We start from the raw sequence: 14,418 nt of genomic DNA on the forward strand, positions 1-14,418 counted from the left end.
CTGGCCCCTCATCCCTTCACCGCCCCGATCATCACGCCCTTGGTGAAGTGTTTTTGCACAAAGGGGTACACGATCAGGATGGGCACCATGGCCAGCACGATGACAGCCATCTGCAGGGCAGGGCCCGCAGCGGCTCCGGTGCCCACGTCCACCTGCCCCGGAACCGAGACGCCCTGGAGCACGTAGGACCGGAGCACCACCTGCAGCGGGTTCATGGCGCTGTCGTTGATGTAGAGGACGGCGTTGAAGAAGGCGTTCCAGTAGCCAACGCCGTAGAACAATGCGATCACGGCGGTAACTGCCTTGGACATGGGCAGCACAATCTGGGTCAGGGTGCGCCATTCACTGGCACCGTCGATCCTTGCGCTGTCCAGGATTCCCCTGTCGATCCCCATAAAGAAGCCGCGCAGGATGATGATGTTGAACACCGAGATGCAGCTGGGCAGGATCAGCGCCCAATACGTGTTGATCAGCCCCAGCCCGGAGACCAGCAGGTAGGAGGGAATGATCCCCGCGCTGAAGAACATGGTGACCAGCAGCGTGAACAGGATGGGTGTGTGCGCAAAGGACCCCGGCCGGGACAATCCGTATGCGCAGAGGATGGAAACCACCATGCTCAGAGCGGTTCCGGTGGCCGTGACTCCCACACTGACGAGCACCGCGCGGGTGACCACACCTCCACTGAGGATCTGCTGGTACGCGGCGAAAGAGATTTCTCCGGGGACCAGGACCAGTCCGCCGGCCTGGGTGATGGTGGCCTGGGAGGAGATGCTCGTCAGGACGATTGTGTACAGCGGCCCCAGGACAGCCAGGACGACGACGGCCAGGACAATAAACTTCCCTGCCTTCGCTGCTGCCCCGGGTTCTTCGTCCCAGACGGGGCGCTCGGGTTTCAGCCGCGGTGGCCTGGAGGGTTTGGAGGTGCTGGTGGAGGGCCCGGCCTTGCTAATTATTGTGCTCATTTGGAATAGACACCGCTCTCACCGAAGATGTGGGCAACTTTGTTGGCTGTCAGGATCAGGGCCAGGCTCACCAGGCCCTTGATCAGGCCAGCGGCTGCAGCGTAGCTCCAGTCGCCGTTTTGGACGCCGGTGTAGTACACAAACGTGTCCAGGACTTCGGAGGCTTCCGCCCCTACTGCATCGCGCTGGAGGATCATCTGCTCAAAACCCACGGTCAGGGAATCCCCCAGCCGCAGGATCAGCAGCAGCACGATGACGCTGCGCAGGCCTGGCAGGGTGACGTGCCACATGCGCTTCCAGCGGCCCGCTCCGTCCACCGCCGCCGCTTCGTACTGGGCGGGATCGATGGCGCTCAGGGCAGCGAGGAAGACGATGATGCCCCAGCCTGCGTCCTTCCAGACTGCCTGCGAGGTGAGCAGGAACAGGAAGGTGTCCGGGTTGGTCATGATGTCCATCGCTTGCCAGCCGTTGGCCCGCAACGACTGGTTGAGCAGTCCGGCTCCGCCGAAGATCTGCTGGAAGACGGACACCACCAGCACCCAGGAAAAGAAGTGCGGAAGGTACACCACGGCCTGAACTGCCGCCCTCAGCCTGGGATTCACCAGGGAATTCAACAGCATGGCCAGGGCGATGGGAACCGGAAAGAAGAACACCAGCTGGAACGCTGTAATCACCAGGGTGTTCTTGACGGCATGCCAGAAGTCGGCGTCCGCCAGCACCCTGGCGAAGTTGTCCGTGCCCACCCAGGGGCTGTCAGGAATACCGACGTAGGGTGAGTAATCCTGGAACGCCACCACATTGCCCAGCATGGGGAGGTAAGCGAAAACGCCCAGCAGGATGACCGCAGGCAATGCCATCAATACCAGGGAGCGGTCCCGCTTGAAACGCAACCAAAGGTTTCCCTTTGCGCGCGGCGGCACGGTGGCGGCACCTCCAGCAGCCCGCCCGCCGACACGGGAACTACGCCCAGCCGTCGTGCCCGCTGCCAGGGCCTCATCGGTATGTGTCCCAGCCCCATCCTGCAATGGCGCGGCAGCCTTGTGCTCTATTCCGGTGATCATGCGTGCCACGTCCTAGGCCAGGAACCCGGCGTAGAAGTCCCGGAGTTCGTCTCCGCCTTTGCTCTTCCAGGACGCGAGCTCGCTGTCGAGGTCCTTCAGGCTCTTGCGTCCGCGGATGATGTCCTTGGCCAGGTCATCGAACGGCTTGGACAGGGAGCCGAACTTGGCTGGCTCCTGGATCTGCATGCCGAAGAACACGTCCTCCACCACGTTCGGGGCCTGCCGTGCTTCCCAATCCGACTGGGACTTAACCAGCCCGGGGTACTGGACCATGGAGTTGACGATCGGAGGGCTGACGAGGAAGGCGTAGGTGCTGGTGACCTCCTCCGTCCCCTTGGCGGTGGCCTTCGGAATGCCCTGGGCATCACGGGTGAAGTGCACTCCTTCAACGCCGTTGTTGATCAGCACGTTCTCCTCTGTGCCAAACGGGGCGGCCATGAAGTTGGCCAGTGCCAGCATTTCCTCCACCTTCGCCGGGTCTGCCTTCTTGATGAAACTGAAGATGGCGGCAGGCTGGGCGCGGAAGAGGGTGGGCTTCCCGCCGTCGGGAGCGAAATAGTCCATGGGCTGCATGTTGAACTTCGGGTTGGAGGGCAGGACACGGGCCAGGGCCTCATGCCAGGAGCCCGTGCCGTCAGACGCCATGAGGGAGGCCCCGGACTCGAAACGCTGCTTGGACTGCTGGGAGTTGCCTGCCACGGCGTCGGGGTGGACGGAACCATCGGCGAACAGCTGGGCGGTCCACTCCAGGGCGGCCCGGTATTCGTCCGTTTCGACCTTGTTCTGGAGCTTGCCGTCCACCATCTTCCACTTGGGTACCACGCCGTGCATGATCTGGGCGCCGTTCCAGACGTCTTCGGATCCCCAGCGGTTCTTGGACTCGTCCGTCAGCTCCTTGGCGAGCTTGCGGTATCCGTCGGCGGACTTCGGCGGTTCCACTCCGAGTTCCTCGAAGAGGTCCGCCCGGTAGAAGATGGCGTCCGAGATCAGCGCGCCGGGATATGGGAGCCCGTAAAGGCCGCCTTCGAAGCAGCCCATCTTCCAGGCGGCAGTAGGGATGTTTGCCAGGTTGGGATACTTGTTGACCTTGTCCCCGGCGATGAACTCCGAAAGATCCTGGAACACACCCGCGGCGGCCTGCCCAAAGCGCGGCGGGAGGTTCCAGCTCGGGATAACCATCCAGTCCGGCACGTCCTTGGGCGAGGCCAGGACTGTCTGGACCTTGTCCGCGTAGGCGTTGCCGTCATTGGCCTGGAAGTTGATGGTGGCGCCAAGCTTTTCGTTGACAGCCTGGTAGTAGCTGTTCTGCGGCAAGGCAGGCGGGACGGCCCACCAGGCCGGCGTCATGGCCGTGTAGGTTCCGCCGCTTCCCGGTGTCGTGGCGACGGACTTGACCAGGGAGGAAGGGATGCTGGTGAAGCCGGGGGTGGAGCCGTTGGTGGAGGGGATGTCGGGCTTCACCAGCTCGAGTGGCTTGTAGGCAGGAACCAGCTTGGCTACCGCTTCCGCCAGTCCTCCCGAGTTAGTGGCCTGGGGTGCTGCGGTACCTGCGGAACAAGCAGAGAGCGCGGCCGGCGCCGCGGCCAGGAACACGGCGCCGCTGAGGATTCCGAGGAAGGACCGGCGGTTCACGCCTGCGGATGATGCTTCGTCCAGCAGTCCGGCGGCGGTTTTTCGGGGCTTGCCCCTCCCGGGGCCTGTGGTGGAACTGCGCATGACAGCACTCCTTCGTGTTAAGTCAATGACGGGAGGATTCAACGGATTCATCGAATCGGTTCGACTTCGATTAGCGTAGGGCACTCGCAGCAAATCCCGCAAGGCCGAAATGTGTTGCGCCTCACATCCTGGAGTGCAACACTGGGTCTCGCCTGCTTCGTATAAGCGATTCGATAACCAGCCGATTGGACTCCAGTGCCGCATTCCGCTCTGCCTGCCACCCTCAACGTTGATGCCTCAGGGCCCGGCCTAGAGGAGGCCGCCGGCCTGCCCGCCCGGATCCTGGCCAGCTTGTCCCTGGAGCAGAAGGTGGCCATGCTGCACCAGCACGCCCCGGCTGTCCCGGAGCTGGGACTGGCGTCTTTCCATACCGGTGCAGAGGCTGCGCACGGAGTTGCCTGGCTGGGCCCGGCAACCGTCTTTCCCCAGCCCGTGGGCATGGCCGCCACCTGGGATGCTGACCTGATTGAACGGCTCGGCGAGGCCACGGGCCGCGAGCTTCGCGGCAAGAAGGCGGAAAATTCCTCCGTGGGCCTGAACGTGTGGGCGCCGGTGGTGAATCCGCTCCGGCATCCATTGTGGGGGCGGAACGAGGAGGGCTTTTCTGAGGACCCGCACCTGACGGCGGAGCTGGCCGGTGCCTATTGCCGGGGGCTGAAGGGCAAGGACCCGCACACGTGGCTGACGGTTCCCACGCTCAAGCACTTCCTCGGTTACAACAACGAGTTCGACAGGAACGTCACCTCCAGCAACCTCAGCCCGCGGGTGCTTCATGAATATGAGCTCCCCGCTTACCGCTCCCCCATCGAAGAGGGGGTAGCCGGGGCGGTAATGCTGTCCTACAACCTGGTCAATGGCAGGCCGGCCCACGTGTCGGACCTGGTGCAGTCACAGCTGCGGCAATGGCGGAACGGGGACACCCTGGCCATCGTCACGGACGCCGGCGCTCCCGGTTCGCTCTTCCGTGCCGAGAAGTATTTCGACGGCGGCCCGGCAGCTTACGCAGCCGCGCTAAAGGCCGGGGTGGACAGCTTCACGGACGACGGCGATAACCCCGCACCGTCCATCGCCTACCTTACTGAGGCGCTTGAGCAGGGGCTGATCAGCGAGTCTGACGTGGACCGGGCTGTCCTGCGGCTCCTCACCCTCAGGGCCAGGACTGGTGAATTTGCACACCACCCCTACGCCTCGATCGGACCGGAAGAAGTCGGCGCGGCGGCGCACGTGCAGCTGGCACGGGAAGCGGCTGCAAAGTCCGTGGTGCTGCTGCGCAACGATGCCGACGCCGGCATCCTTCCCCTGGGCGACGCACCCGGCACCATCGCCGTCATCGGAAGCCTCGGATCGCGCGTCCTCAGTGATTGGTACAGCGGAACCCTGCAGGACGCCGTCAGCATCGCTGAAGGACTTTCCCGCCGCTACGGCGGAACGGACGGGACCGGCGTCGTTGCCGAAGAAGGTGCCGACGTCGTTGCCCTGCGAAGCGTCAGGACGGGCGGGTACCTGGGTGGCGGCCCGGGCGAGGTCCTCACCGCCGCCGCCACCGCACCCGGCCTGGCGGAATCGTTCACCGTGAAGGACTGGGGTGCCGGGGAGGTAACCTTCCAGTCGATGCTGACCGGCAAATTCGTGACGGACACGGGTGACGGTTACCTTCGGGCGGAGGCAGACCGGGTTGGTGGCTGGGTGGTGCAGGAGACCTTCCGGCTGGACCGCGCTGCTGACGGCACAGCCGCCCTGCAGCATGTCGGGACCGGAAAGTGGCTTCGGATTGAGTCAGGAACGAACAGCGCCGCCTTGGTTCCGGAGGCCGCCACGGCTGAACGGTTTGTGCTCCGGACACTCAAGTCCGGACACGAGGCCGCCCGGCAAGCCGCAGCCAAAGCCCATACCGCCGTGGTGGTTGTCGGTAATGATCCCCACCTCGGCGGCAGGGAAACGCTGGACCGCAGCACGCTGGAACTGCCGCTGGCCGAGCAGGAACTTGTCCGTGTTGTGCTTGAGGCGAACCCGCGGACAGTACTCCTGATGGTGTCCTCCTACCCCTACGCCCTGGGCGCGCTGGCTGACACTCCCGCCATCGTCTGGAGCAGCCATGGCGGGCAGGAACTGGGCAGCGGTGTGGCCGATGTCCTCAGTGGCGACGCCGAACCGACCGGACGCCTGGCGCAGACCTGGTTTGCCCGGGATGCAGACCTGCCGGACATCCTGGACTACGACATCATCAGCTCACGCTCCACATACCTGTACAGCGGTGCCGAGCCCCAGTTCCCGCTGGGCCACGGCCTGACGTACGGCGATGTGCAGTACGGGTCGGTGGCCCTCCGCGAGATGCCTGGCGGAGGAACCACCAGCTCAGACGTAGCCGAACTAACGGTGGAACTGCGCAACGAGGGTAGCCGCCCGGCTTTCGAGCTGGTGCAGGTCTACGCGTCCGCCCCCGGCCACCGTTTCGAATTCCCGCGCCGCCTTCTGGTGGGCCATCAGCGGGTGGAGGTGCCGGCCGGCGGAACAGCAACGGCCACAATCGTTGTTCCGCTGGACCGCCTGGCAACCTACAGCGTGGTGGAGGAGCGGATGCTGGTGGAGCCCGGCGCCTACCAGCTGCTGGTGGGTTCCTCGGCAGAGACCCTTCCCCTGGCAGTGCCGCTGGCAGTGCCAGGAGCACCCGGCCGCAGCCGCAGCGCCGGCCGTTGGTTCCGTTCGGAAAACTTCGACTCCTGCGGAAACGTTGCCTTGGTTCCCGAGACCCGGTTGGCGGGCACTGCCATTACCCCTGCCGACGCCGTCCGCCCCGCCTGGGCGACCTACCGCTTCTGGAGTGCAGCGGAGCCGCAAAGGGAGAACGTTGTGCTGGCTGACGTCGTGTCCTGCAGCCCGGCCACATCGGGCACCGGCTGCGTGCTCCGTGTCCAGGTGCCGGGACCTGCCGACACCTGGAACACGATTGGCACCGCCCGCATCTCGCCCGGTTTCAGCGGCGAGCTTCGGGTTCCGCTGGCTTCCGGCACTTCACCGTTCGATGAAGCACGTACCTTCCGATTGGTATTGGAAGGCGCCGTCACTATCAGCCGGTTACAGCTGCGCTAGCGCCTGGACGCGCCCACCATCTCGGCGTCTGCTTCATCAAAGCCCGCTTCCTCGAACTCCACCGCTGCGACGATTTCCTGTGTCTCGGGGTTGATCATAAAAGCCTCGTCCTCCTCCTCGACCATCAGGAAGTCGCCGTGGTCGGTGGAGAAGTGCCAGGCCAGGGTCTTCCCGCCGCCATGGACATAGTTGGGGTCGCCCATGGTGATCTTGACCAGTTCATACCCTGCAATGCTGCAGAGCTCGCGGATGACGATCTCGAAGTCCGGGGCGCCTTCCAGGGCCTCGGCGTCAGCCTGCGCCTGGCGCTTCGGCAGGTCAGGGATCTGCGCCACAAGCCGCTCAATGTGGGCGCCGACTTCCTCGTCGTCCAGCACCAGAAGGTCGGCCTGGCCCCGCAGCCAGTCGGCGTTGAGGGAAGTGATGTTCTCCCGCTCCAGCAGCTCCTCAAACTCGCCGTCGAGCTCTTCCATCCGGAGGACGCCGTCGGGCGTTTCCCCTGACTCATCCAGGCCTCCGTCGAGGTACTGCTCTTCATCGTCCTCGGACAGGTTGTCGTAAACCGCAACCGTACGGTTGAACAGGTCAAGGTGGGCTGCCGCACCCATCCCTGCCATGCCTTCGCGGATCAGCGTGTCCGTTTCGGCCCGGTCGACGGCGGTGAAAACGTACTGCGCGAAGCCACCCTCCAGCGCCTGGGTGAGGTAGAAGTCGACGTAGTAGCCGCGGAGCGCTACCGGTGACATCTCTTCGGTGCGCAGCAGGGCCGAGTGCATGGCGTCCACAATGCTGACGTTGGCCTCCACGACGTCCTCGTCGCTGGATTCGATGCTGCTGCTGGTCAGGACGACGGGCTGCTGGCTGGTGATCATGGCAATCCTCACTGCTGTTAGCGGGTGGTGCTCGTACGCTTTTCACGCTACGTGCGCCGTTCCTTCGAGGCGTGAGGGGGAAGTGAACGTCCGGCGAAGTTTGGGGACGGCAGGTTGGACGTTCACCTTTTGCAGGGCATGGGCTGCGCCAAAATTCCCGCCAACAAAACTATTGACCCGTTGCCAGCCGCGTGAAACGATGATGAGCAGTTGTGATACCGGTATCAATGTGTATCACACGCGATTACCACAAAAGACGAAAGGACAGCCCGTGCTCGGCTTCAAAGAAGAGGAATTCCTCGCCCAGACCCGCAGCGCACTTGCGCTGCAGGGACACATCGAACAGTTCGTGGACTCCATCCAGGAGCGGGGTTTTGACAACCTCTTCCTCATCGGCGCCGGTGGCACCTACGCCGCAATGCTGCCCTACGAACACTTCATCCGCTCCCGGTCCACCCTTCCCGTACGCGCAGCAATCGGGAAGGAGTTGATGCTGACCGGCGACCCGGCGTTCGGGCCCGGATCCATCGCCGTTTTTGCTTCTGTCTCCGGAACAACGGAGGACATCATCGAGGCGATCGAATTCGCCAAAGCCAAAGGCGCCTTTACCGTTGGCTTTACCGGCTTCGGCGACAGTCCTTTTGCCAAGGCGTTGGATGTCACCCTGGTCACCGAACCGAAGACCTGGCCGTTCGACATCCCCCTGCTGCTACTGTCGACCCGCCTTTTGGCTGCGCGGGGAGAGTTTGAGGGGTACGAAGAGTTTGCCGCTGAGCTCCAGACCATTCCCGACGTCCTCCTTGAGGTGGCACGCCAGGCAGAACCGGTGGCAGAAGCGTTTGCAGAACGGAACAAGGAGGCGGACTACCACTTCCTCGTCGGCGCGGGCAATCTCTGGGGTTTCACCTATTTGTACTCAATGTGCATCCTCGAGGAAATGCAGTGGTTGCGCACCACGCGTGTCCACGGCGCCGAGTTTTTCCACGGCTCCCTCGAACTTATCGAGGAGGACACCAGCCTGGTGCTTTTCCTGGGTGAAGACGAAAGCCGGCCCCTCATGGAACGCGTGGTCAAGTTCGCCGAAAACTACAACAAGAACACCACCGTCCTCGACACCAAGGATTACGAGCTGGCGGGAATCAGTGCACGGTTCCGGGGCCTTCTGGCACCTTTGGTTTTGGACACCGTAGCGGACCGGATCAGCAAGCACCTGGAACGGGTCCGCAACCACTCGCTGGACTTGCGCCGGTACTACCGGGTCGTTGAATACTGACAGACTCCCATCGCCGCGCCCCGGCCTGGGGCGCGGCAGCGTTACCCGGTCACAAGCCGGGGACACCGCCGTCAAGACAGGATGAGCATGAAAGTAATAGGGTTCGGGGACAACATCGTGGACCGCTTCCTGGACCGGGGAGTGATGTACCCGGGCGGAAACTGTGTGAACTTTGCGGTCCTGGCACGCCGCCTGGGCTTGGAGTCCGCCTACATGGGTGTCTTCGGTTCCGATCCGCTGGGCGCCTTTGTCCGTTCCGCCATAGAAGCGGAAGGAGTAGATGTCAGCAGGTGCCAGACCCGCGAAGGCCCCAACGGCGTCACCGAGATCAAGGTTATCGACGGCGACCGGGTCTTCCTGGGCTGGAATGAAGGCGGTGTCACCATCAGCCAACCCTTCATGCTCGGGCCCGAACACCGGAGCTACCTGGCCACAGCAGCCCTTGTCCATTCGAGCGTCTACTCCGCCTCGGAAGGCCAGCTCCCGTCGGTGCGCGCGGCCGGCCCCTTGGTCAGCTTTGACTATTCCTGGGAACCGGAGCGCAGGACTGACAGCTACCTGGGCCGCACTGCCCCCTTCGTGGACTTGGCACTGCTGTCGCTGGGAAACGCACCGTTGAAGGCCGTTGAACATGAGCTTGTGCGGGTGACGGCGGCGGGCGCTTCGCTCGCGGTTGCCACCAGGGGGGCCGCCGGCGCGGTACTGTACGACGGCGAGCGGTTCCATAGGCAAGGAGCGGCGCCCACGGACCCGCGAAGATTCGCCGATACCATGGGCTGCGGGGACGCGTTCGTCACCGGATTGGTTGTGAGCCTCCTGCGGTCAGGCTGGGCCCGGGACTCCCCGCCGACTGCAGATTCGCTGCACCCCGCCCTTGCTTTTGCCGCCGAATCGGCTGCGGAACAGTGCTACGTTGAAGCTGCATTCGGGTACGGCCGTCCCGTTGCTGCAGCAACTAGGATCTGAACCAGAGCCTGTCCTCACCGGAACCGCGCCACGGCGATTCCATGACCAGAAGGGAACCGGATGTCGCCGGATCATCAGCACGGGGGCGCTCCGACCATTTCGGAAGTTGCCGCTGCCGCTGGGGTCGGCAGGGCCACCGTCGCCCGTACCCTGGGCAACTATGGGTCCGTCAGCGATGCCACGCGGGCAAAGGTCCTGTTGGCTGCCGAACGGTTGGGCTATCAGGCCAATACGCTGGCGCGCAGCATGAGCACCGGCATCACCAAAACGCTGGGGATTGTTCTCGCGGACGTGGCGAATCCCTTCTTTTCGGGGGTCCTCAGGGGCATCTCGGAAACGGCAAAACAGGCTGGTTACGATGCCATCATCCTGAGCACGGACGAGAAGCTGTACCTGGAGCGGGACGCCATCAGGGTCCTGCTGGCCAAACAAGTTGATGGCCTTGTGGTCGCTTCGGCGGCGGGAAGGAACGACGACGTCTCGCACCTATCCACCGCGATGGAACGTGGAATACCGGTGGTCCTCATTGACCGTCTGGTGGACGGCCTGGATACCGACTCGGTGGTCATCGACAACCGGGAAGCCGCCCGCTCCGCCGTTGCATCCTTGATTGCGAACGGCCACCAGCGGATTGCCTTCGCCTGGGGCCCGGTGACCCTGAGCCCCGCAACAGACCTGCAGCAGATGCACAGCATCCTTGATGAGGCACTCTGGAGTGACGGCGAACGCCTTCGCGGTTACCTGGATGCCCTGGAAGCGGCCGGAATACCGTTCGATACTGCCTTGGTAACCCACGTCCTGAAAAATGAAAGACAGGCAACCAGGGCCATCGGCGGGATGCTCGCCCTGGCGGATCCCCCCACTGCCATCTTCACGACGGAAACCGAGGCAACGGTGGGCGCCCTTCATGCATTACGGACGCACAACCGCCGGATCCTCAAGGACGTGTCGCTGATCGGCTTCGATGACAGCCCTTGGGCAGCAGTCATGGAACCACCCCTGACCATGATCCAGCAGCCTATGCGCGAACTTGGCGCCGCGGCAGCACAACAGCTCCTCGTTCGGATCGAGGGCGATTTCTCCGCACCGAGGAAGCACGTCCTGCCCTCCACCCTTATTGCGCGCTCCTCGGACGGCCCCGCGCCTTCACGGGCAGCCGAATAAACCGCCGGCAAGTATTTCTTCCTGAAACCCTTCCCCCGGGACCGCAATCGTGATTCACTGTGGTACCGGTATCACAATTCCCAAAAACGCACACTTGGCGCAGGTGCCATCCAACGGAGGGCAGCACTCTTCGCCCTGTGGACCTCGGCTATTCAGCCATCCGAGCGAAAGTAGAAAACGATGCGGAAAAGCACGCACATATTGACAGCCCTGCTGGCGGGCACAGCCCTTGCCCTGACCGGCTGCGCCGGCGGAAGCGAGCCTGTTGCTCAGCTGGATCTGCAGAAAGAACCCGAATATTCCGGGACCCTGAGTATTCTCACCAAATTCGGCGGCGATCCCCTGGAACCATACTTCGAGGACCTGGCCGAGGAGTACACAAAACTCCACCCGGATGTCTCCTTCGAACTCATCCAGGAGACTGACCAGAGCATCAAGGACAAAACCAAGACCCTTACAGCATCCCAGGCCCTGCCGGACATCTACTTCACGTGGGCGGGGAACTGGGCAAACAACTTCATCGACGGCGGCCTCGCAGCGGATTTGACGCCGGTTATCGCCCCTGGCACTGATTGGGGAAGCACCTTCGGCGAATCTTCACTCAAAGCCTTTGAAAGAGACGGCAAGTTCTTTGCCGTTCCCTTGTACAACAACGGAAAATTCATGGGCTACAACCAGAAGGTTTTTAAGGAGCTTGGCCTTAACCCGCCGTCCACCTTCGAGGAACTGATTTCCTCCTGCTCCGTGCTCAAGGATGCCGGCTACGAGCCTATTGCCTTTGGCAATAAGGACGGCTGGCCGGGCCTGCACTACCTGCAGCAGTTGTTCGCCTATGAGGTGCCTGCCGAAGAACTGGAAGCGGACTTCGACCCCCGCACGGCGAAGCTCGAGAACCAGGGTTATCTCCGGGCCATGGAGCAGTTCACCGAGCTGATCAACGAGTGCACCGGCAGCGGAAAAGACTCAAACGGGGTCCTCTACACCACGGCACAGCAGGCACTGGCTACGGGTACCGCCGGTATGTACTACCAGGAGGTCCTCGAATTCGACACAACGGCGTCGGATGGATCCCAGCTCAAGAACGACGGCCTGGGCATCTTCAAGCTGCCTGCCTCAGCCGGGGCGAAGGGGGACACAAAGGCAATCGAGGGTTCTCCGGAGGGATACCTGATCAACCCCAAGTCGGAGAACGCGGCACTGGCAGTCGACTTCATGAAGTTCGCCACGAGCAAGGAGAATGCCACCAAGCTTTCGTCACCGCCCTATGGTCAGCCCAGCGCGGTCAAGGGCGTGGTCTCGGAACAGAACTCCACCGGACCCGTTGTCGAAGGCATCAAGCAGGTGAATGACGCCTCCGAAGCCATCATCTGGCTTGACTCGGTTACCGTTCCGGAGGTGGCCGATGCCTGGCTGGCAGGCGGCGAGGCCCTCGTTGCCGGAACCCAATCCCCGCAACAAGTCCTTGACGCTGTGCGTTCCGCTTCCAGCGCAGCCAAGTAGCAGACCTGCCATGACAGTTTCGAACGCGATCCGGAGGCCTGCGCCTTCAGCCTCCGGATCCGACGCCAAGGGTTTACCCAAAGGCCGGCAAGCGGCCAGGAGCAGGGCCCGCGGGTGGCGCAATATGGTGTGGGTCCTGCCCGCGGTTTTGCTGCTTTGTGCCTTCTGCTACCTGCCCCTCGTGCAGAATTTGGGCTTCAGCCTCCTGAAGTGGGACATCTACAGCGGACGGCAGACCTTCGTTGGTGCCGATAACTACCTCAAGATGTTCAATGACCCGATCTTCTGGAAGTCACTCCTCAACAACACCCTTTATGCCGGAATTTCAATCGTCTTCCAGGTGTTCGGAGCGCTGGTTCTGGCAGCCCTCGTGGAGGGGCTGCCCAGTCCGCGCTGGCGTGGTGCCCTGCGGGCGATCTATTTCGTTCCCTCGGCAATATCCCTTACGGTGGCCGGGCTCCTGTTCTATTTCATCTACGAACCGCGTATGGGCATCCTGAATGCAGCGCTGGAAACCCTGGGGCTGGGAAACTTCGCACAAGCATGGCTGGGCCAGGAAAACACGGCAATCTTCGGGATCATCGCCATGAGCCAGTGGCAAGGTTTCGGCTACTGCACCCTGCTCTTCGCAGTGGCGCTGCAACGTATTCCCTCCGAGCTTTTCGAAGCGGCGTCCATCGACGGCGTTGGCCCCGTCCGCCGGTTCTTCTCCATTTCCCTGCCCCTTGTCCGTGAGATGAGCAGCCTGATGATGATCGTCACGGTCTCGGGGGCGTTCCAGGTTTTCAATGAGGTGATGGTCATGACCACAGGCGGCCCCAACAATTCCAGCCAGGTCCTTGGCACCTGGCTCTACCGCAGCGGTTTTGTCCGCAACGATTTCGGTTATGCCGCGGCCATCGCCACGGCTGTTTTCGTCATCACGCTGGTCCTCGCGGTACTCCAGCTCCGGCTGGCCAAGCGCAGGAGGGTGGAATGGTGACACGGACGTCAGTACTGATGCTCTTGGGACGGGTTTTTGTCCAGGCCTTCCTGGTTGCCCTGGCCATCGTTGTGATCTACCCCCTGCTGTGGATGCTGCTGAACGGTGTGAAGTCGAATTCGGAACTGTTCGCCAATCCGTTTGCGCTTCCAGAAACGTGGCGGTGGGAAAACTACGTGACCGCCTGGAACCGGGGTGTTGGTGACTACCTCACCACGAGCGTCCTCGTCACCGTCGCATCCACCGCCGCCACCGTGTTGATCAGTGCCTGGGCAGCCTATGGTCTGACCAGGGTCAAGATTCCGTTCAACCGGACCATCCTGATTCTGATCCTGGCCGGTTTGATGCTGGCGCCGACCGTGGCCCTGATTCCCCTCGTGAAGATGTTCCAGGCGCTGGGTCTCTACAACAGCTTCTGGGCTCTGTTGATTCTTTACACGGCCTTCCGCGTTCCCTTCACCACCTTCCTGATCCGTGCCTACATGCTGGATTTGCCCCTCGAGGTAGACGAGGCAGCAGCAGTGGACGGTGCCTCCAAGGCACGGGCATTCTGGCAGGTCATCCTTCCGATGTGCCGGCCAATCATCATCTCCACGATCCTGCTGAACGTTCTCTTCACCTGGAACGAATACCTTTTCGCCATGATTTTCACGAGCGGCGGCACGCTGCAGACGCTGCCGGTGGGACTAACCAACCTCATGGCCAAACATGGCACGGACTACCCCGTGGTGTTCGCGGGAATGGCCATCGCCGCCGTTCCGGTGATTGTGCTCTTCTTTGCGGGTCAGCGGTATTTCATCCGCGGCCTTGCTGACGGTGTGGGGAAGTAGCA

At 62.7% G+C, this 14,418-nt stretch carries 11 protein-coding genes; 7 read left to right on the top strand and 4 right to left on the bottom strand.

The window, feature by feature from the left end:
- Positions 1 to 8 precede the first annotated feature (8 nt).
- The 3 genes from AC5RV1_RS11375 to AC5RV1_RS11385 all read right to left on the bottom strand — a co-directional run bounded on the left by AC5RV1_RS11375 (position 9) and on the right by AC5RV1_RS11385 (position 3,739).
- Positions 9 to 962 carry a carbohydrate ABC transporter permease gene (locus AC5RV1_RS11375; protein WP_493947999.1) on the bottom strand — a complete coding sequence of 318 codons (954 nt, stop codon included), beginning with the start codon at positions 960 to 962 and terminating at the stop codon, positions 9 to 11.
- Positions 959 to 1,852, bottom strand: a complete 894-nt coding sequence (locus AC5RV1_RS11380) for an ABC transporter permease (protein WP_493994591.1) — start codon at positions 1,850 to 1,852, stop codon at positions 959 to 961. Before AC5RV1_RS11380 ends, AC5RV1_RS11375 begins: the two co-directional genes overlap by 4 nt.
- 183 nt (positions 1,853 to 2,035) lie before the next feature.
- Entirely contained in the window at positions 2,036 to 3,739 is a 1,704-nt protein-coding gene (locus tag AC5RV1_RS11385; RefSeq protein WP_493994592.1) for an extracellular solute-binding protein, read from the bottom strand.
- 195 nt (positions 3,740 to 3,934) lie between these two features.
- On the opposite strand from AC5RV1_RS11385, the gene AC5RV1_RS11390 reads away from it, so the two are divergent.
- Positions 3,935 to 6,829 (top strand): glycoside hydrolase family 3 C-terminal domain-containing protein, encoded by a 2,895-nt coding sequence (locus AC5RV1_RS11390; RefSeq protein WP_493994593.1) that lies wholly within the window; start codon positions 3,935 to 3,937, stop codon positions 6,827 to 6,829.
- On the opposite strand, the gene AC5RV1_RS11395 is transcribed toward AC5RV1_RS11390, so the two are convergent.
- Positions 6,826 to 7,701, bottom strand: a complete 876-nt coding sequence (locus AC5RV1_RS11395) for a DMP19 family protein (RefSeq protein WP_493994594.1) — start codon at positions 7,699 to 7,701, stop codon at positions 6,826 to 6,828. The two genes, AC5RV1_RS11390 and AC5RV1_RS11395, sit on opposite strands and share 4 nt — an antisense overlap.
- A 271-nt stretch (positions 7,702 to 7,972) precedes the next feature.
- Here AC5RV1_RS11395 and AC5RV1_RS11400 point away from each other — a divergent pair, with 271 nt between their 5' ends.
- The 6 genes from AC5RV1_RS11400 to AC5RV1_RS11425 all read left to right on the top strand — a co-directional run bounded on the left by AC5RV1_RS11400 (position 7,973) and on the right by AC5RV1_RS11425 (position 14,416).
- Positions 7,973 to 8,974, top strand: coding sequence for an SIS domain-containing protein (locus AC5RV1_RS11400; protein ID WP_493948004.1), 1,002 nt, complete (start codon positions 7,973 to 7,975; stop codon positions 8,972 to 8,974).
- Positions 8,975 to 9,061: 87 nt separating this feature from the next.
- Positions 9,062 to 9,940 carry a PfkB family carbohydrate kinase gene (locus AC5RV1_RS11405; protein ID WP_493994595.1) on the top strand — a complete coding sequence of 293 codons (879 nt, stop codon included), beginning with the start codon at positions 9,062 to 9,064 and terminating at the stop codon, positions 9,938 to 9,940.
- Between the two features lie 60 nt (positions 9,941 to 10,000).
- Positions 10,001 to 11,104 (top strand): LacI family DNA-binding transcriptional regulator, encoded by a 1,104-nt coding sequence (locus AC5RV1_RS11410; RefSeq protein WP_493994596.1) that lies wholly within the window; start codon positions 10,001 to 10,003, stop codon positions 11,102 to 11,104.
- A gap of 180 nt (positions 11,105 to 11,284) precedes the next feature.
- Positions 11,285 to 12,604: an ABC transporter substrate-binding protein gene (locus AC5RV1_RS11415; protein WP_493994597.1), complete on the top strand. Its 1,320-nt coding sequence runs from the start codon at positions 11,285 to 11,287 to the stop codon at positions 12,602 to 12,604.
- Between the two features lie 181 nt (positions 12,605 to 12,785).
- On the top strand, positions 12,786 to 13,586 hold the full coding sequence (locus AC5RV1_RS11420; RefSeq protein WP_493994598.1) for a carbohydrate ABC transporter permease: 801 nt from the start codon (positions 12,786 to 12,788) through the stop codon (positions 13,584 to 13,586).
- Positions 13,580 to 14,416: a carbohydrate ABC transporter permease gene (locus AC5RV1_RS11425; RefSeq protein ID WP_493948009.1), complete on the top strand. Its 837-nt coding sequence runs from the start codon at positions 13,580 to 13,582 to the stop codon at positions 14,414 to 14,416. Before AC5RV1_RS11420 ends, AC5RV1_RS11425 begins: the two co-directional genes overlap by 7 nt.
- The last annotated feature ends 2 nt before the right edge of the window (positions 14,417 to 14,418 follow it).

The organism is Arthrobacter sp. Hb9-2 (genome assembly GCF_059091165.1).